Source organism: Microcoleus sp. AR_TQ3_B6 (assembly GCF_036702785.1).
Taxonomy (GTDB): Bacteria; Cyanobacteriota; Cyanobacteriia; order Cyanobacteriales; family Microcoleaceae; genus Microcoleus.
Window position 1 is genome coordinate 129,319 of the sequence record NZ_JAUBVJ010000003.1, and the last position, 17,116, is coordinate 146,434.

Here is a 17,116-nt window from a genome sequence, read left to right on the forward strand (position 1 = left end):
CCAAAACGATTTCCCCAATGTTGTCAACTCAACACTCGGAGTAATAACAATAATGCCAAAAAACCCAGCTTGGTTGCGTTATGACCCAGACGAGAATATTTCTCGTCACGCAGCCACCGATGATGAATACTGCTACGAAATGGAAACTAAATATGGATGGACACTCAAGAGGATAGAAAAACTTAAGGGTGACACCTTGAAAGCCGATTGCGTGTTCGATGGTAAAACAGAATTTCCTAAGCCATATCACGAACAGGATGATGACGATGCGTAAATACATTGTTTTTAGAGCCGAAGGGCGACAACCGGGATGGGAAGATCGAATGCTATCCCACACTCATTCTCTGACTCGCATCCTTGCTGAATACTTCGATTCCTCCGATCGCCCGATCCCGCAACCAGGATACAGGCCAACCGAGTTTGTCAGGGTTGAAGCAGAACACGAACCCAATTTCCACGGTTGGAGTACCCATTACAAAACAGGTGATTGGGAAGTTGCTAGAGTCGAAACCTACACCCCCGATATCCTCAACCTTCCTGAAGGTGGTTCGAGCGAATTCGGCATGGTGGTTATCTGCTATTGTCGCTACAATCCGATCGATGCAGCGCTCAAACCAATGCCCGATCGTCAGGTTTCGATCGATGGATTCAGTGGCGACAGGGAAGCCTACGAACGTTGGCTAGAATCTCAAAAAGACCGACAAGCTGCTGAGGTATAGCGAGGTAAATTTAACGGCGATCGCTATTCGATAGACTTGCGAAAATCAAGCTTAGGGCGATCGCCTTAAGCTACCGCACCAAAAAAGCCGCACACTCAACATGAGAAGTCTGAGGAAAGAAATCCGCCGGCTGCACTCGCGCTAACTTATAATCCCCATTTTCGCACAAAATCTTCAGGTCGCGAGCCAAAGTAGCAGGCTTGCAGCTAACATAAACAATGCGATTTGGTTTGATTTCCTTGATAGCTTGCAAAACCGCGCGATCGCACCCTTTCCTCGGCGGATCTAGCAGCAGAATATCCGGTGTCAATCCCAAGGAAGGCAGCAAACTCTCTACAGTTCCCGCCTGAAACTCGACATTTCTCACGTCATTTAACTCAGCATTTAATTGGGCTTGTTCGATCGCCGCAGGTTGCACTTCTAAACCTATCGCTATTTTTACTTGTTTTGCCAGGGGTAAAGTAAAAGTACCAATTCCGCAGAAAGCGTCAACCAAAATCTCGTTTCCCTGCAAATTCAATTCCCCTACCATCACCTCTAACAACGCTTCAGCAGCCTCTGTATTAACCTGAAAAAAAGTATCGGCTCTTAGCTGAAATTTCAAACCAGCAAAGCTTTCTCGCAGATAAGAACGACCAGCAATGCAGCGAGTTTCGGTACCAAAAATCACATTAGTTTGAGCGGGATTTATATTCAAACAAACCCCTGCCAGTTGAGGATATTGTTTCAGCCACTCTGATGCTTGCTCTTCGAGTCCAGGCAACTCTCCAGTGCGAACTATTAAAGTTAGCAGCATCTCGCCAGTGCGCCGTCCGATCCGCAAGGACAAGTGACGCAATTCTCCTGTATGTTTCTTTTCGTCGTAGACTTGCCAATCCCGCCAGTGGATGTCTTCTTTAACTTCTTTTAACAAAGGATTGAGGCGCGGGTCTTGCACCGGACATTGATTGAGATTGACTAATTTGTGGGTGCTTTTTTGATAGTAACCTGCTTGGACTTGACCTGTTGCAGATATTGCCACCGGATAAGTCGCTTTGTTGCGGTATCCCAAAAATTGGGGAAATCCCTCGATTTTTCCCGTTAAAATTTCATCAACTTGGGGATTGCTAAATCCGCCAATCCGTTCTAAGGCTTGAATGATTTGATTTTGCTTGGCTGCAAGCTGATATTGATAATCTACGTGCTGCCACTGACAACCGCCGCACTTGTCGGCGACAATGCAGTTAGCTCGAATGCGGTGTTCGGAGGCTTCCAGAACTTTGTCCAGCTTGCCTGTAGCATAGGTGGATTTGACTTGCACGAGGCGGACAAGGACTCGATCGCCCGTCACGGTATCGGGCACAAACACCACTAACTCACCAAAACGACCAACTCCGTCGCCGGTGTCTGTCAAGTCGGTAATCTCTATCTCAATCAGTTGACCTTGCTGGCAAGGGTTTGCCAATTTCGTCGAGTTTGGGGTCGGGAATTTAGATTTGGTCACAAGTAGTCGTGGTAGGATTTAATATGGTAATGCAATATCGCTCTCTCTTTCCTGAGATAAGTCGTAGCGAAGCTCGGCTCCATCCATCGCACTCAAGCTCAATAGCAGGCTGTATTCCTGCTGCTGAACGTCTTGCTGCTAAAGCCAAGCTTCAACCTGCAAGTCAAGCCTGCCGTGAGTTGTCTCGATCGATCCTGTGCGATATGCTGTTGGGGCGAGGTAGCAAAAACTCGTTAAACAGTCAAAGTGTCTGCCGACATCAAAACTCTCACTCGCAGTTTTTGAGTTTTTCCCGCAGTACCCTGGAACACAGGGAAACTGGCTTGAACATCAAGCATAACGTTTGCGGAGATTTACCCGCTACTTCTAATGTTGATAAATGTTAGAAGCAAAGTAAATCGCCCCACCAAGAATCTCATCTTTAAGGGATGAGAATGTCAATTAATCTTACTCTCAAATATCCTCAATTCTTTTGAATAACAATGAGCGTAGTTAGCCAACTAATTCTCCAAGCCGACGACGAACTTCGCTATCCCAGTACCGGCGAACTTCAAAGCATCAAAGATTTTTTTAAAACCGGAGAACAGCGGGTGCGTATTGCTACTGCGCTGTCTGACAGTGAGAAAAAAATTGTTGAAGAAGCTAGCAAAAAACTTTGGAAAAAACGCCCTGACTTTATCTCCCCCGGAGGTAATGCTTACGGCCAACGCGAACGGGCTTTGTGTCTGCGCGACTACGGCTGGTACTTGCGCCTGATTACCTACGGTATCTTGGCGGGTGACAAGGAGCCGATCGAAAGCATCGGTTTGATTGGCGTTCGGGAAATGTATAATTCTCTCGGCGTTCCTGTTCCTGGCATGGTCGAAGCTATCCGCTGTTTGAAGGAAGCTTCTTTGGCTTTGCTCAATCAGGATGATGCTAAGGAAGCAGCTCCTTATTTTGATTATATCGCTCAGGCAATGTCTTAATTGCTTTGGTGATTGCTTTCATCAATGTGGCGGAGCATTCGCGGGTGATTTTTGGGGTGATTTTATCTCGCAATTGCTCGCAAATGTTTCGCTTCTGTTTTGGGACAGGAAATCTGCCTAATTTCTGCTAGGAAGCAATGCAGTTTAAGCTTTCCCAGATGTTGAGTTCGTCTTGTCTTTCACTGCACATTTGATTTAAAAAGTCAAGTGTTTTTGGCAAGGATTGTTTTTTGAATTTCCGGCTGTCGTAGTGAATGGATGTTTTGAGCTGCGAGAGTTCTCCAAGGGTGGGGCAGGTCTGGATGTGATGGGCGATCGCATTTTGCCATTCTTCCAGCCTGCGGTAGCTGACAAACAGGCCGCCTCTATCCCGATGGTGGACGAAAACCACGAAAGCCCAGGATTCGACTCGCTTAATCAGGTTTTGGCGGATTTTGAGCAGTTGGGCGATCGACCTGACGGTGATGCGGAGCTTTTTCGAGGGCTGGATCCGGCGAAATAGTGGTGTCATAGCTGTCTATTTATCTTGTTCCAAGATTGTAACACAATATTGTCAACTTTCAAACTTAAAAAGTGAAACTAGAAAGTCAGGCGTGATAGCTTAGCTTTATGCAGATAGGTGATGACTGATGGTTGTAGCAGAAGCTAGGCGAGAAAAAGAATACTTGAGACGGAGATTTACTGATACCGGGCTGCGGCGGTTGGGTAAATTCCTGCGATCGTGGCGGGAAGCTAGGGGGTGGAGCGTTCACGAACTGAGCGAAAAGACCAAGCAGCATGAGGCTCAATTTTATAATCTAGAGGGAGAGCCTTTGCCGAAAGTCTTGGGGGTCAGCATTGCAGGCATTTCGAGAATCGAAAATGGCTATTACAACAAGCCTGCACCCGATCTTTTGTGGCTGTTCCTCGATGTTCTCGAACCAGTTCACCCGGTTGAAAAGCGGTTGGTTACTCTAGAAGACTTACTGTTGATCGGAACTGAATTTTGGAACCCAAACGTCGAGGCGTAGGATTGACATAATAGTAAAATTGGATCTGTAAAATGCCGGGATTTCTTGACTTTAAGGCTGTCGTCGATCGGGAAAAACTGCGCCCTGTGCGATTTACGGATACGGGACGCGGTAGATTGGGCAAACTTCTGAAAGCAGCTAGAGAGATTCGGGGCTGGTCAATTATTGAAACAGAAATGGTCACCAAAGAATACGAGGCCGCTCTGTTTCGGACAGCCGGAGATCCTGTACCAAAAGATGTCGGTATTAGTAATGCAACTGTTAGTCGCTACGAACGCGGGAAGTTAGAAAGTTTGGATTGGCGATCGCTCTCTCTGTTATGCTTTGTGCTCAAACCGATCGATCCGGTGACTGGGGAAGCCCTGGAACCGACAAATGCTTTATATATCGCGTGCGAACATCCCCCATACAACGATGCGAAGCTCTATGACTAGATTATTTGCAGATAGGTAATGTCAGAACTCTCTAACAAGGCTGTGGTAGATAATCGGCAGGAATTGCGTCCCGTTCGCTTCACGGAAACGGGGCGGATGCGTTTGGGGAAGATTTTAAAAGTCGCAAGACAGACAACAGGTTGGTCTGTCAGCGAAACAGAGTTCAAAACAAAGGGATTTGACATCCACCCCGACCTGAAGGTACGGGGATTCCCAATCATTGCTAATTGGGTTTCTGCTTCATAGCACCAGCCTTCCGAGACTTGCTCTCTTCAGGTCTTACGGTCGCTCCACAGACTGAAACGGCTAGCCCAGCCGCCAAAATATTTTTTGCCGCATTGATATCGCGGTCGTGATTAGTCCCACACGTAGAACACTCCCATTCGCGAATGTTCAGCGACAACTTCTCAACAATATGACCGCAGTTTCCACAGCGCTTAGAACTAGGAAACCAGCGGTCTATTTTTATTAAATCCCGCCTGTACCACTCACACTTGTAGCTTAGTTGGCGAATTAATTCACCCCAACTAGCATCGCTGATGGCAAGAGCTAATTTATGGTTTTTCACCATATTCTTGATAGCTAAATCCTCAACTACAATCGTTTGGTTTTCACGAACGAGTCGAGTCGTTAGCTTGTGCAAGAAATCTTTACGCACATCAGTTATCTGCGCGTGGATTTTTGCTACTCGTTTCCGTGCTTTTTCTCGGTTGTTGCTTCCTTTTTGCTTGCGAGCCAAAGCTTTTTGCTTTCTTTTTAACTTCTTCCGTAGTTGTTTGAAAGGTTTGGGATTGGTGATTTTATCGCCGTCGCTGGTAGCAATCAGGCTGGTAATCCCCACATCCAATCCAATAGCTTTATCTGACTTGGGAAGTGGCTTGATTGTGTAGTCGTCCACGAGGATTGACACGAACCAGAGTCCAGCAGGTGTTAACTTCACCGTAATAGTTGACGGAGTACAACCTGCAGGAATTTGTTTGCTCCAACGAATAGGTAACGGCTCGTTACATTTAGCCAAGAATACCTGTCCGTTTTTCCAACGGAAGGCAGACTTGGTAAATTCAGCGCTACCACCGTTATGCTTCTTCTTGAAATTAGGATACTTGGCTCGTCCTGCAAAGAAATTGGTGAACGCTGCCTGAAGATGGCGGAGTCCTTGCTGAAGAGGTACGCAGCTAACATCATTCAAGAAATCCAGTTCTTCCTCTTTCTTCCAGTTCGTCAGCATAGAGGAAGTTTCGCCGTAGCCAACTCTTTCCTGGCGTTCGTACCAAGATTTTGTGCGGTAAGCCAAAGCCTTGTTGTACACTAGCCGAGTACAGCCCATTGTCCGTCGCAAGAGGTTTTCTTGCTCGGCGGTGGGGTAGAATCGGTAGCGGTAGGCTTTTTCCATCTTCACACTCTAGCACGTCTTTTGTGAAGTTGGTTTTATGTCGTATATTGTTGTTTATCTGCGGTGATTGATTACCGATCGCCCTTTTGTTTAGCAATTAAAGCTTTAGCTTGCTGCCACAGAGATTCTAACTCTTCTGGGGCATAATCTGACAAAGGTCGATCGCACGCAGCCTCTACCTTCGCAAACCGCTGCACAAAGCGATCGTTTGTTCCTTGCAAAGCAGCCGACGGATCTAAATCGTACCAGCGAGCTAATTGAATCAACACAAACATAATATCTCCCAATTCTGACTGCTGCGCAGCCTTATCCTCGTGTTTGAGAGCGTGTTCAAATTCGGCTATTTCTTCGTGAAATTTATCCCAAACGCCCTCTACGCTGTCCCAATCAAAACTCACTTCTGCAGCTTTTTGAGAGATTTTCATCCCGGCGGCGATCGGCGGCAAAGTGCTGGCATAACGGCTCATTTTCGAGGCTAAAGTTGCCGGCTTTTCCGAAGTTGTGCCTTTTTCTGCTGCTTTGATTTTTTCCCAGTTTTCGTTGACTTCATCGACGCTGTTGACTTCGATATCGCCGAAGACGTGGGGATGTCGCCGAATTAGTTTTTCTGTAATGCCCGCAGCGATTTCGGCGAAGGTAAACTGATTCGATTCGCTGGCAATTTGAGCTTGCAGAATTACCTGTAACAGTAAGTCGCCCAATTCTTCGACGATCGCATCTTTATCTCCTTTGCGAATCGCGTCGGCTGTTTCATAAGCTTCTTCGATTATGTGAGGAATTAGAGTTTGGGGAGTTTGGGCTAAATCCCAAGGACATCCGCCGTCTGGCGATCGCAATGAGGCCACAACTTCTATCAGTTCTTTGAGTGCCCTCAGCGATCGACTTTCAGAATTAGACATAATAATTTACCTTTTATATCAACCGCGCCCGACGGTTATAACGTTGTTAAGGGCTCCAACCCTTGATTCTATTACTTCTTCCTTCTTCCTTCTTCCTTCTTCCTTCTTCCTTCTGCTATGGATTTCCTAGATGTGCGAGTGGGAGCTTGGATTTTGGGCCTCTTAATTGTCTTAGGAGGGCGCCACCCGCTCAATCCTTTCTTTTTGAATCTTTTGTAAGCAGAGCCGCCCCAATCGCTCAGATAGTGGCTCATAGCGCCCAATTCTAGACCGATGTAAACGGCTAAAATTTCGATCGGGTGTTCCCAGAGCGATCGCCCGTAACTCAAAACCACATCCTGCCAATTCCAACCTAAGTTCCCGACTTTTTCGGCCACTGCCAATCCCAACACTCCGAAAACCGCGATCCAGATAGCGAGGTACAAGATTCGCAAAGCAGTTCCGATCAGAGGGCCGTGGGACAAAAAAGAGCGGTGGCGCAGGCTTTTTTGGTACGGGAGCCAAATCGCTTTGAACCATCCCCAGCGTTGATACTGGCAGGAGTAGATATCCAAGTCCGGGCCAAACATCAGCCCGCCAAATAAGAAACTGCCGGAAACGAGCAAAGTCAAGTTGCTGCTCTGAGTCTGGCCAAAGGTGAGACCTGCCACCAAGGGCAAACTCCACATGGTTATTCGATCGTGGGTGCGGCCAGAGGGCATTTAAAGTTTAGGAATTTTTTTACTTGATCTTTCTGAGTTACTGTGATATGATAAATCCCTGTGAGTGCAATTGGGCGATTAGCTCAACGGTAGAGCGCCTGCCTTACACGCAGGATGTTGTAGGTTCAAATCCTACATCGCCCATATGATAAGTCAATATCAACAGTTAAAGCCGTTTTTAGCCGTCAAGCCGAGAACGGCTTTAACTGTTGCTGTTGACGGTTGACTTTTGAATTTGGTGACGACTAAATTTAACATTCTGTGGCGGATGTCTCAAAAGTTGGCACTCAATGCTAGAAAATTAATTTATTGATTTTCTTTTTTAGAACCTTGTATATGAAGCCTAAAATAACCAGCCCGATCGCGTGGCAGCAAGCTGAACTACTCATGCAGCCAGCCATGATCCGAGTGATCGACAACATCCGCAAACAATTAGAAGAGTCAGTCTGGACGGGCACTTATCAAGAAGTGCAGATTCCCATTCCGGGCTATCAACTAATTTTAGAGCTTCAAGGCGAGCAAAGATGCATCGATATTTGGGAACTTTGCTATCGAGTCTGCTTTCTCAACTATCAGCCAGCCCACACTCAAATCCAAAGCCAAGAAGTTGTAATTGATACTAGCTTGATTGACGATGACACTGGCGATGTAGATTGGAATCGTCTTGATGCCAAAGCCAGCCAATTAATACAAGAAATATTCGCTAATTTGGACAAATAGTCAGTTGTCATTTGACAGGAAAGCAGTAGTTAACAGTCAACACTCAACAATTAACAGTTAACAGTAATCAGTCAACAGTCATCAGTCAACAGTCAACAGTCAACAGTCAACAGTCAACAGTCAACAAAATTTTATGCTGATTCAAGAATTGCACGACATTCAAGCAGGGGCCGGTGCTACATTTGCAGAGTTAACAACCAAAGAAATTGTGCCAGTGAGTTTTGGTAACGACGCAGAAGCGATCGCAGCAACTAAACAAGGTGCAGCTTTGTACGATCGCACTCACTGGGGACGCATTCAAATCTCAGACAGCGATCGCCTCCGGTTCTTGCACAATCAAAGTACCAATAACTTCAATATACTCAAACCCGGTCAAGGTTGCGACACTGTTTTCGTGACTTCCACCGCCCGGACGATCGACCTCGCCACCGCCTACGCTACAGAAGATGCCGTACTGCTGCTAGTCTCAGCCAACCGCCGCCACCAACTACTGGAATTGCTCGATCGCTATATTTTCCCAATGGATCGCGTCGAGTTAACAGATTTAACCGATACAACTGTTGCTTTCAGTTGCCTCGGCCCGCAAAGCACTCAACTACTAGAAAAAATCGGAGCTACCGAACTCGACAATCAACCTTACGCTACTCACAAATTGATAAATTTTGCAGGTATCGACGTCCGAGTTGCGGTTGGTAGCGGTTTAGCAACTCCCGGATACACGTTAATTGCGCAAGCTGGCGATGCAGCCAACTTGTGGAAGGAATTAGTCAAAGCTGGGGCCGTACCGATGGGCGATCGAGTTTGGGAACAACTCCGAATCGAACAAGGACGCCCCGCCCCCGATTTTGAACTCACAGATGATTACAACCCCCTAGAAGCCCGCCTTTTACACACGCTTACCTATGACAAAGGCTGCTACATCGGTCAAGAAACAATTGCCCGGTTGAACACCTACAAAGGAGTCAAACAGCAACTTTGGGGCGTGCATTTGAGCGGTGCTGTTGAACCCGGAACAGCAGTCACAATCGGAGAAGAAAAAGTCGGCAAACTCACCAGTTTTACGGAAACTGAATCCGGCTTTTTTGGTCTTGCTTACATCCGCACAAAAGCCGGCGGCGAAGGGCTGAAAGTGCAAGTCGGATCGGTGTCAGGGGAAGTAGTAAATGTACCTTTCTTGAGTTCGTAGTTGCGATCGGTCGCCTGTTGGCGCCGCAGCCCAAAACTTTTTTGTTGAGGTTGATTGGGGAAGGATATTAACACAATAAATGGGTCTAAAGTCGTATCTTTAGATAGATTGGCCAACCAACAACAGCAATTATTTTGTATATACGAAATTGCCCGTCCCGATCGACCGCTAACAACCGATATCGACAAGGGCGGGAATGATGCCGTTAACAATATCCGAGAAAAGCTAAATCTCGACCAACCCATTGGCTCCAGTACCAAAAAATTTATAGAATCGGTAAAAAATAACGTGGGCGAAGCAGTTATCCCAGCACGGGAAGCATTAGAAAAAGCTGCCGCTCTAGGTAGCTGGTAGCAGCAGCCGTACAGATAATCTTCAGTCGGCTGGCGTCCACCAAGTTATCGATCGGATGGACGATCTTATGGGTCTATTATCAGCAACCCCAGTGTCCCGTCTAGCCCAGCTCTATGTCTGCGAGTACAAAGGGAAATTCAGCAGCCAGTACAGCGCAATATTTATTGAGGTCATTCTTTCCTATCTTCCCTCTCGCCCCAGCATCTATCTTAAGGCGGATTCTCCTGAGTGAGTAACTGAGGTTCAATAGAGAAAACCGTGTATGCATACGGATGGATCTTCATGAAGCGCGATGCCACAGGCAAGTTTGTTAGCAATTGGAACTCGGAGACGAAACAACGAGTTAGCGTATCTCTTACCAATACAGCATGGCGATCGCTCGATAAAGAGGCTCACAGGCGAGGAATTTCTCGCTCTGAAGTCATTGAACGCTTTGCTCGCACTCTTGAAGGCCAACAGTTGTTCCCTGCCCAAGAAACTGAGCGCAAGGTGGCAACGATTCTTGAAAGCATTACGGATGCTTTTGTCGCCTTCGATCGCAACTGGCGCTACACCTACGTGAATCGGGCGGCGGCTAAAATCCTGCACAAAACGCCAGAAGAGTTACTGGGCAAGCACGTTTGGAATGAGGTTTTTCCCGAGTTGGTCGGTGGAATTGCCTCTAGGGAACTACATCGGGCAGTGATGGAACAGGTTCCTGTTTCCTGGGAAGAATTTGGAGAGCCGGTTCAGCGTTGGTTAGAGGCGAATGCCTATCCCTCTGCGGAGGGTGTAGCGGTTTATTTTCGAGATGTAACCGATCGCAAGCTTGCGCAGGCAGAACGAGAACGGTTGTTGCACGAGCTTGAAATTGAACGGGCCCGATTTGAAGCCGTTTTGCGACAAATGCCTGCTGGAGTAATGATTGCCGATGCGGCATCTGGTAAATTAGTTCTGGCGAACGAACAAACCAAGCAAATTGTTGGGTATGGCTACGAACAATTGCTTGAGCTTGAGGACTATGCACCCCTTATTCCATCTGAAATCTTTCACTTAGATGGTCAACTCTATTCGCCTCATGAGTATCCATTAGTGCGATCGCTAAAAACAGGTGAAGTCGTTACCAACGAAGAGATAGAAATTCATCGAAATGATGGTAGCCGCATTTTCATTAACGTCAACTCAGCACCAATTTTAGATAAGCAGGGGCAGATTGTTGCAGCCGTTGTTGTCTTCCAAGACGTGAGCGAACGCCAACGTGTAGAGCAAGCCTTACGCGAGAGTGAATCGCGGCTACGAGGTTTATTTGATGCAAATCTCATTGGCATTATTATTGGCGACTTTCAAGGCAATATTCTGGAAGTCAACGACGCTTGGCTTGCCACTTTAGGTTACACGCGAGAAGAAGTTTTATCGGGAGAGGTAAACTTCCTTGAGATTACTCCACCGGAGTTTCGGCATTTAGACGAGCAAGCAATGGCACAGATGAAACAAGTTGGTCGCCCTGCGCCGTTTGAAAAAGAATACATTCGTAAAGATGGTACTCGCGTTCCTGTTTTAATTGGGACTGCCTATTTAGGAGGACCCAAGAATTTAGGTGTAGGCTTCTCCATCGACTTAACAGAGCGCAAACGCTTGGAATCAGAACTGCGGCAGCAAGAGCAACAGTTCAAAATGGTGGCTGAAAATGCCCGAGACATTATTAGCCGACTTGATGCAGAATTTCGCCATATTTATGTCAGCCCTTCTGTAGAAGTGGCAACAGGTATTCCATCAGAGCAATTTGTTGGCAAGACCAATGTTGAGCTGGGAATGCCAGAAGACCTCTATCGTTTTTGGCATGATAGTTTACGGCAAGTCTTTGCAACCGGGCAGGAACAGACGATTGAATTTAAGTTTCCGACTCTAAATACTATTCGATGGTATCAGGCGCGTCTTGTCCCCGAATTTGCCAGTGATGATTCTGTGGCATCAGTTCTGAGTATTGCTCGTGATGTGACGGATTACAAACAAGTTGAACAGGCATTGCGAGAGAGCGAAGAACGCCTGCGATTGGCATTAACAGCGGCTCAGATGGTGGTCTGGGATATGGATTTGCAGAGCAATCGAGTGGTGTGTTCTGCTAATGCTCTAGACCTTTGGGGTTTTCATGAAGGGACGGGAGAAGAGTTTTTTGCGCTCATTCATCCAGACGATCGACAACAGGTGCTCCAAGCGACGGCACGGGCAATCGCTGGAGAACAGCCCTACGCACCGGAGTATCGGGTAATTAGTCCAGACGGCGTTGTGCGCTGGCTCAAGAGTCAGGGACAAGTTTATCTGGATGAAACCAAACCCAGAGTTCGCATGATTGGCGTTTCGGTTGACATCACCGAACGCAAACAGATCGAAGCAGAGCGCGATCGCCTTTTAAAACGAGAACAAGCTGCCAGACTCGAAGCAGAAAACGAACGCAAGCGGTTGCATGACATCCTGATGCAATTGCCTGCCATGATTGGTATTGTTAAAGGTGCCGATCTCGTGTATGAATTTGCCAATCCAACTTATCTAGAAGGGACTGGGCGCACTCCAGAAATTATTGGAAAATCAATACGAGACGTTTTCCCGGAGATTGAAGGACAAATTTACCTTGAAGCGCTCGATCGCGTTTACCGGACGGGAGAAACATTCATTGTGAATGAATCGCCTACTTACTGGGATCGGAACGGCGATGGGGTGTTGGAAGAAGCATTTTTCCACTGCATCTTTGTGGCTTGGCGGGATGCTGAGAGAACCATTCAGGGTGTGTTGATTTATAACATTGAAGTGACAGCCCAGGTGCGGGCAAGGCAACAAATTGAACAACTGCTCGAGAACCTCCAGCAGAAAGAAGAAATTCAGCAATTCCTAATCGAATTGAATGATGCGATTCGTGCCATTCAAGACCCCAAAGAAATTATGTGGCAGGTGGTTTGTGCCACAGGACAACACTTCCAAGTCACTCGCTGTACCTACGGTGAAATTGATTCTACTCAGGAATATGTAATTGTCGATCGCGACTATTGCAATGGTGTAATCAGCGTGGTGGGTAGACATCACATGGATTCCTTTGGCCCTAAACTCATTGCTGAATTAAAGCAGGGCAAAACTATCGTCGTGGATGATGTCGATCGCGATCCTCGGACTGCCGGATCGGGGGCTGCTACCTTTGACGCAATTCAAACCAAATCTCTCCTGTGTGTTCCCTTAGTGAAAGAGGGGCAATTTGTCGCATTGTTGGTGTTGCACCATGTCTCGGTTCGCTACTGGACCGAGGAAGATGTGGTGCGGATGGAGCGAATTGCTCAAAAAACCTGGCTAGCGGTGGAGCGAGCGCGGGCAGAAGAGAAATTGCGAGAAAGTGAAGCTCATCTGCAACTCGCGCTCAAGGTCGGACGGATGGGAACGTGGGACTGGGATATGCAGACCGATGCCTTGCTTTGGTCAGAAGGACACTTCATTGTGCTGGGTTTACAACCGAATGAGTGCAAACCGGGCTATGAAGTTTGGGCAAGTCGGGTTCATCCCGATGACTTAGCAGAAGCTGAGGCGAAACTTCAGCAAGCCATAGCTGACAACAAGGAGTATCACCATGAATATCGCCTGCGTTGGTCAGATGGCTCCATTCACTGGGTCGAAGCCAGAGGACAGTTTACTTATGATTCTCAGGGAAATCCCAAGCACTCGATCGGAGTTGTCATTGATATCACAGAACGCAAGCAAGCAGAAGAGGCGTTGCGTCAAGTCCTACAAAAGCTCAACTTCCATTTTGAAAACTCTCCCATGGCAGTCGTTGAATGGGATCGAGACTTTCGAGTCATTCGGTGGTCTGCTGGTGCAGAGCGCATTTTGGGCTGGAAAGCCGAAGAAATGCTGGGCAAATATTTAACAGAGATACCTTTTGTCTTTGAGGAAGACCTGGAAGCGGTTACTGAAGTCTGCCAACGGCTGGTCTGTGGTGAAGAACCCCATATTTTTTCATACAACCGCAATTACACAAAAGATCGCAGCGTTGTGCATTGCGAGTGGTATAACTCCAGTCTCAGGGACGAATCGGGACGGATGATTTCGGTGTTATCGCTGGTGCTGAATGTGACGGAGCGCAAGCAAGCAGAACAAGAACGGGAACAACTGTTAGAACGCGAGCGCGTTGCACGGTCCGAAGCGGAAGCCGCACAGCGCCAACTGGAAACCATCTTTGAAACATCACCGATTGGACTTGCCCTGCTAGATGCCCAGCAGCGATTTATTGCCATCAACGAAGCATTAGCAGAAATTAATGGATTAACCCGCGAGCAACACTTAGGCTACTCAATTCCAGATCTTTTTGGTCAGTCCGATCCCAAATTAGTTGAAGTCTTCCATCAGATTTACGCCACAGGGAATCCTTTCATTTCACCGAACTTTGCGGTGAATGTTCCCGGACGCAGCGATCGCCGTCCCGGTTACTACAATGTTTACTATCTTCCAACTGTTAACTCAAACGGTCAGGTCGAAGGCATTCTCGTGTATGTGGTAGATGTCACGGAACGGGTGCAGTTAGAATGTGCCCAACGCTTTCTCTCTGAGGCAAGTGCGGTGCTTGCATCCTCACTCGATTATCAAACAACTCTGGAGCGAGTCGCGCAGCTTACAGTGCCGGAATTAGCGGACTGGTGTACGGTTCACATGATAGAAGAGGATGGTGCGATCGAGCAGATTGCGGTTGCTCACATCGACCCTGCCAAGCTTTCATGGGCATATCAGATTAGAGACAAGTATCCTCTGAACCCGGATGACCCTCGCGGTGCTGCATACACGTTGCGAACTGGACAACCTGATTTAGTGCCGGAGATTCCCGATGAACTGTTGGTACAAGCAGCGCGCGATTCAGAGCATTTAGAGATTCTGCGGCAGGTTGGATTCAGATCCGTAATGACGGTGCCGCTGCGAACTCAGGCACGAATTCTAGGGGCCATTTCCTTTATCTCAGCCGAATCGGGACGGCGGTATACCTCAGCAGATTTGCAACTGGCAGAGGAATTGGCGCGCCGTGCTTCCTTGGCGATCGACAATGCTCAGCTATATCGGTTAGCTCAACGCGATCGCGCAAAAGCAGAAGCCGCTAACCGGATTAAAGACGAATTTTTAGCCGTATTGTCCCACGAGTTGCGATCGCCCCTCAATCCGATTCTGGGCTGGACAAAATTGCTGCGAACTGGGCGACTCAATGCCACAAAAAGCGAGCAAGCCCTAGAAACGATCGAACGCAACGCCAAGCTGCAAGCGCAATTAATTGAGGACTTGTTGGATGTCTCGCGCATTCTGCAGGGAAAAATGACGTTAAACGTCGCTCCTGTGAATCTAGCAGCAATGATTGAAGCCGCCCTGGAAACGGTACGGCTGGCAGCCGAAGCCAAACAAATTCAAATCCAGACTGCATTTAATCCTATTTCAGGAACGGTTTCAGGCGATACAAATCGCCTCCAACAGGTAGTCTGGAACCTCCTCTCCAATGCGGTGAAGTTCACCCCAACTGGAGGACGCATCGAGGTGGGACTAGAGCAGGTTGGCACCTATGCTCAGATTCAAGTCACAGATACAGGAAAAGGCATCACTCGAGACTTCTTACCCCATGTCTTTGACTACTTCCGTCAAGAAGATGGCACAATAACCAGAAAATTTGGCGGATTGGGATTGGGGCTGGCGATCGTCCGTCATTTTACCGAACTGCACGGAGGAACCGTTCAAGCAGACAGCTTAGGACAGAACTTAGGGGCTACATTTACCATCCGGCTACCGTTAAATATTGTCGAGGCAGAACCCTCTTCTGATGACAGACATTCAGAAAGTGCGACAGATTTAGCAGGGATTTATGTCTTGGTGGTGGATGACGATGCAGATATGCGGGAGTTGGCAGCATTCACCCTGATGCAATCTGGCGCAAAAGTTACGACAGCCGCTTCGGCTGCACAGGCGTTGACTCTCCTGAATCAATCTGTCCCCGATCTGCTGTTATGTGACATTGGGATGCCAGAGATGGATGGTTATGCCCTGATTCGGCAAATTAGAAAGCGGTCACCCCAACAGGGAGGCACGATTCCTGCGATCGCACTTACTGCCTATGCCGGAGAAATCAATCAGCAGCAAGCCTTAGCTGCCGGATTTGGGATGCATATCTCCAAGCCTGTGGAACCTGAAGAATTGGTAAAAGCGATCGCCCATTTGCTAAGACACTGAAGGACTTGAGTTTTGGGCACGTTGCAGGCACAGTAATGGCATTATCAACTTAAGCTGCGATTTTTAGCTTTATTAGGACATAGACTATACAGTAGTAGTTTCCCCGCAACCTTTCATGGCAAAACCTTACAGTTATCACTTGGGCCAGAAAGTGATGCAACCAATTGAAGTCCATAGTCTCCAGAAAAGCCTGTGTCAGTAATTCAGGTCAACGGAATTGATTTGTACTACAACATTCAAGGTTCCAGCGAAAACGAGTCATTACTGCTGATAGCGGGGTTTGACAGTGACAGTTCAACTTGGGCTGCAATGATGCGATCGCTAGTTAAGCAATATCAGGTGCTTCGCTTTGATAACCGAGGAGTTGGGCAAAGTGAAGCGCCAGACAGTCCTTACAGCATCAAACAAATGGCGGCTGATGCAGCGGCGCTGTTGGATTACTTGAGCATTTCTCAAGTCCATCTGGCCGGTCATTCAATGGGTGGACAGATTGCTCAAGAACTGGCTTTGGCATATCCAGAAAAAATCCAAAGTTTGATACTTCTGTCATCTTGGGCAAGGGGAGATGAAAAGTTTAATTCACTCATCAAATTGTTTGGCGACTTGACACAGAAATTAGAGGGAACGCTTTATCAGAGGGTTCTCTTGCCTTGGCTGTTTACCGATGCGTTTTACTCGATTCCAGGGGCAATGGAACAACTCATCACCTTGATTGAGAATCAACCATTTGGGCCGACACCTCATGGACTATATCACCAAAGCCGAGCTATTCTTGGCAGTGATACCACCGATCGCCTTGCAAACATTCATTGCCCTACACTCGTTATGGTTGGCAAAGAAGACCTTCTTAGTCCGGTCAGATTTTCGGAGCAACTAGCTCAAGGTATACCCAATGCTGAACTAGCTATCCTCGAGCAAGGAGGTCACGCCTTTGTGGTAGAGTCGGCGGATACTGTAGCGAAGGTCATGCTTGATTTTCTGGCGAAGCATAGACAACGCATCGTACAATCCACACAGGATTGACACTCCCCTG

General features: G+C 47.5%; 17 protein-coding genes and 1 tRNA gene. 13 read left to right on the plus strand and 5 right to left on the minus strand.

Going from position 1 to position 17,116, the window contains the following annotated elements:
* Positions 1–52: 52 nt before the first annotated feature.
* Both QUB56_RS02865 and QUB56_RS02870 read left to right on the plus strand, forming a co-directional pair.
* Complete coding sequence (locus QUB56_RS02865; protein WP_332952976.1) at positions 53–274, plus strand: hypothetical protein; 222 nt, start codon at positions 53–55, stop codon at positions 272–274.
* On the plus strand, positions 267–719 hold the full coding sequence (locus QUB56_RS02870) for a hypothetical protein (RefSeq protein ID WP_332952977.1): 453 nt from the start codon (positions 267–269) through the stop codon (positions 717–719). Before QUB56_RS02865 ends, QUB56_RS02870 begins: the two co-directional genes overlap by 8 nt.
* A gap of 70 nt (positions 720–789) precedes the next feature.
* Here the strand turns inward: QUB56_RS02870 and rlmD are convergent, their stop codons facing one another.
* Positions 790–2,202, minus strand: a complete 1,413-nt coding sequence (gene rlmD / locus QUB56_RS02875) for a 23S rRNA (uracil(1939)-C(5))-methyltransferase RlmD (RefSeq protein WP_332952979.1) — start codon at positions 2,200–2,202, stop codon at positions 790–792.
* 23 nt (positions 2,203–2,225) lie between these two features.
* Between rlmD and QUB56_RS02880 the strand changes: the two genes are divergently transcribed.
* Together QUB56_RS02880 and QUB56_RS02885 are read left to right on the plus strand one after the other, a co-directional pair.
* A complete protein-coding gene (locus QUB56_RS02880) occupies positions 2,226–2,588 on the plus strand; it encodes a hypothetical protein (protein WP_332952981.1) in 363 nt (120 codons plus the stop codon).
* A 96-nt stretch (positions 2,589–2,684) separates the two neighbouring features.
* Entirely contained in the window at positions 2,685–3,170 is a 486-nt protein-coding gene (locus QUB56_RS02885; protein ID WP_190746013.1) for an allophycocyanin subunit alpha-B, read from the plus strand.
* Between the two features lie 127 nt (positions 3,171–3,297).
* On the opposite strand, the gene QUB56_RS02890 is transcribed toward QUB56_RS02885, so the two are convergent.
* Complete coding sequence (locus QUB56_RS02890; protein WP_332952984.1) at positions 3,298–3,681, minus strand: hypothetical protein; 384 nt, start codon at positions 3,679–3,681, stop codon at positions 3,298–3,300.
* Positions 3,682–3,799: 118 nt separating this feature from the next.
* On the opposite strand from QUB56_RS02890, the gene QUB56_RS02895 reads away from it, so the two are divergent.
* From QUB56_RS02895 to QUB56_RS02905, 3 genes are read left to right on the plus strand one after another with little or no spacing between them, the layout of a single operon-like run.
* Positions 3,800–4,180: a helix-turn-helix transcriptional regulator gene (locus tag QUB56_RS02895; RefSeq protein WP_332952986.1), complete on the plus strand. Its 381-nt coding sequence runs from the start codon at positions 3,800–3,802 to the stop codon at positions 4,178–4,180.
* A gap of 32 nt (positions 4,181–4,212) precedes the next feature.
* Positions 4,213–4,614, plus strand: coding sequence for a helix-turn-helix transcriptional regulator (locus QUB56_RS02900; RefSeq protein ID WP_332952988.1), 402 nt, complete (start codon positions 4,213–4,215; stop codon positions 4,612–4,614).
* Positions 4,615–4,632: 18 nt separating this feature from the next.
* On the plus strand, positions 4,633–4,860 hold the full coding sequence (locus tag QUB56_RS02905; protein WP_332952990.1) for a hypothetical protein: 228 nt from the start codon (positions 4,633–4,635) through the stop codon (positions 4,858–4,860).
* Here the strand turns inward: QUB56_RS02905 and QUB56_RS02910 are convergent.
* From QUB56_RS02910 to QUB56_RS02920, 3 genes are all read right to left on the minus strand, one after another.
* Positions 4,838–6,007 (minus strand): RNA-guided endonuclease TnpB family protein, encoded by a 1,170-nt coding sequence (locus QUB56_RS02910; protein ID WP_332952992.1) that lies wholly within the window; start codon positions 6,005–6,007, stop codon positions 4,838–4,840. The two genes, QUB56_RS02905 and QUB56_RS02910, sit on opposite strands and share 23 nt — an antisense overlap.
* A 71-nt stretch (positions 6,008–6,078) precedes the next feature.
* On the minus strand, positions 6,079–6,906 hold the full coding sequence (mazG, locus tag QUB56_RS02915) for a nucleoside triphosphate pyrophosphohydrolase (protein WP_332952993.1): 828 nt from the start codon (positions 6,904–6,906) through the stop codon (positions 6,079–6,081).
* 71 nt (positions 6,907–6,977) lie between these two features.
* Positions 6,978–7,607 (minus strand): metal-binding protein, encoded by a 630-nt coding sequence (locus tag QUB56_RS02920; RefSeq protein ID WP_332952995.1) that lies wholly within the window; start codon positions 7,605–7,607, stop codon positions 6,978–6,980.
* A gap of 72 nt (positions 7,608–7,679) precedes the next feature.
* Here QUB56_RS02920 and QUB56_RS02925 point away from each other — a divergent pair.
* The 6 genes from QUB56_RS02925 (at position 7,680) to QUB56_RS02950 (ending at position 17,106) form a co-directional block, all read left to right on the plus strand.
* Positions 7,680–7,751: transfer RNA gene (locus tag QUB56_RS02925), tRNA-Val, on the plus strand.
* A 192-nt stretch (positions 7,752–7,943) separates the two neighbouring features.
* The gene (locus tag QUB56_RS02930; RefSeq protein WP_332952997.1) at positions 7,944–8,327 is read left to right on the plus strand and encodes a hypothetical protein; all 384 of its coding nucleotides are present in this window, start codon (positions 7,944–7,946) and stop codon (positions 8,325–8,327) included.
* A gap of 136 nt (positions 8,328–8,463) precedes the next feature.
* On the plus strand, positions 8,464–9,513 hold the full coding sequence (gene ygfZ, locus QUB56_RS02935) for a CAF17-like 4Fe-4S cluster assembly/insertion protein YgfZ (RefSeq protein ID WP_332953120.1): 1,050 nt from the start codon (positions 8,464–8,466) through the stop codon (positions 9,511–9,513).
* 108 nt (positions 9,514–9,621) lie between these two features.
* A complete protein-coding gene (locus tag QUB56_RS02940; RefSeq protein WP_332952998.1) occupies positions 9,622–9,867 on the plus strand; it encodes a hypothetical protein in 246 nt (81 codons plus the stop codon).
* A gap of 282 nt (positions 9,868–10,149) precedes the next feature.
* Positions 10,150–16,083 carry a PAS domain S-box protein gene (locus tag QUB56_RS02945; RefSeq protein WP_445243302.1) on the plus strand — a complete coding sequence of 1,978 codons (5,934 nt, stop codon included), beginning with the start codon at positions 10,150–10,152 and terminating at the stop codon, positions 16,081–16,083.
* Between the two features lie 192 nt (positions 16,084–16,275).
* Positions 16,276–17,106 carry an alpha/beta hydrolase gene (locus QUB56_RS02950; protein WP_332953000.1) on the plus strand — a complete coding sequence of 277 codons (831 nt, stop codon included), beginning with the start codon at positions 16,276–16,278 and terminating at the stop codon, positions 17,104–17,106.
* Positions 17,107–17,116 lie beyond the last annotated feature (10 nt).

Coding starts and splice junctions, on each gene's coding strand:
- QUB56_RS02900 (WP_332952988.1), top strand. CDS start 4,213: ATGCCGGGATTTCTTGACTTTAAGGCTGTCGTCGATCGGGAAAAACTG.
- QUB56_RS02945 (WP_445243302.1), top strand. CDS start 10,150: ATGAAGCGCGATGCCACAGGCAAGTTTGTTAGCAATTGGAACTCGGAG.
- QUB56_RS02905 (WP_332952990.1), top strand. CDS start 4,633: ATGTCAGAACTCTCTAACAAGGCTGTGGTAGATAATCGGCAGGAATTG.
- mazG (WP_332952993.1), bottom strand. CDS start 6,906: ATGTCTAATTCTGAAAGTCGATCGCTGAGGGCACTCAAAGAACTGATA.
- QUB56_RS02930 (WP_332952997.1), top strand. CDS start 7,944: ATGAAGCCTAAAATAACCAGCCCGATCGCGTGGCAGCAAGCTGAACTA.
- QUB56_RS02880 (WP_332952981.1), top strand. CDS start 2,226: ATGGTAATGCAATATCGCTCTCTCTTTCCTGAGATAAGTCGTAGCGAA.
- QUB56_RS02890 (WP_332952984.1), bottom strand. CDS start 3,681: ATGACACCACTATTTCGCCGGATCCAGCCCTCGAAAAAGCTCCGCATC.
- QUB56_RS02910 (WP_332952992.1), bottom strand. CDS start 6,007: ATGGAAAAAGCCTACCGCTACCGATTCTACCCCACCGCCGAGCAAGAA.
- QUB56_RS02870 (WP_332952977.1), top strand. CDS start 267: ATGCGTAAATACATTGTTTTTAGAGCCGAAGGGCGACAACCGGGATGG.
- QUB56_RS02895 (WP_332952986.1), top strand. CDS start 3,800: ATGGTTGTAGCAGAAGCTAGGCGAGAAAAAGAATACTTGAGACGGAGA.
- QUB56_RS02885 (WP_190746013.1), top strand. CDS start 2,685: ATGAGCGTAGTTAGCCAACTAATTCTCCAAGCCGACGACGAACTTCGC.
- QUB56_RS02920 (WP_332952995.1), bottom strand. CDS start 7,607: ATGCCCTCTGGCCGCACCCACGATCGAATAACCATGTGGAGTTTGCCC.
- QUB56_RS02865 (WP_332952976.1), top strand. CDS start 53: ATGCCAAAAAACCCAGCTTGGTTGCGTTATGACCCAGACGAGAATATT.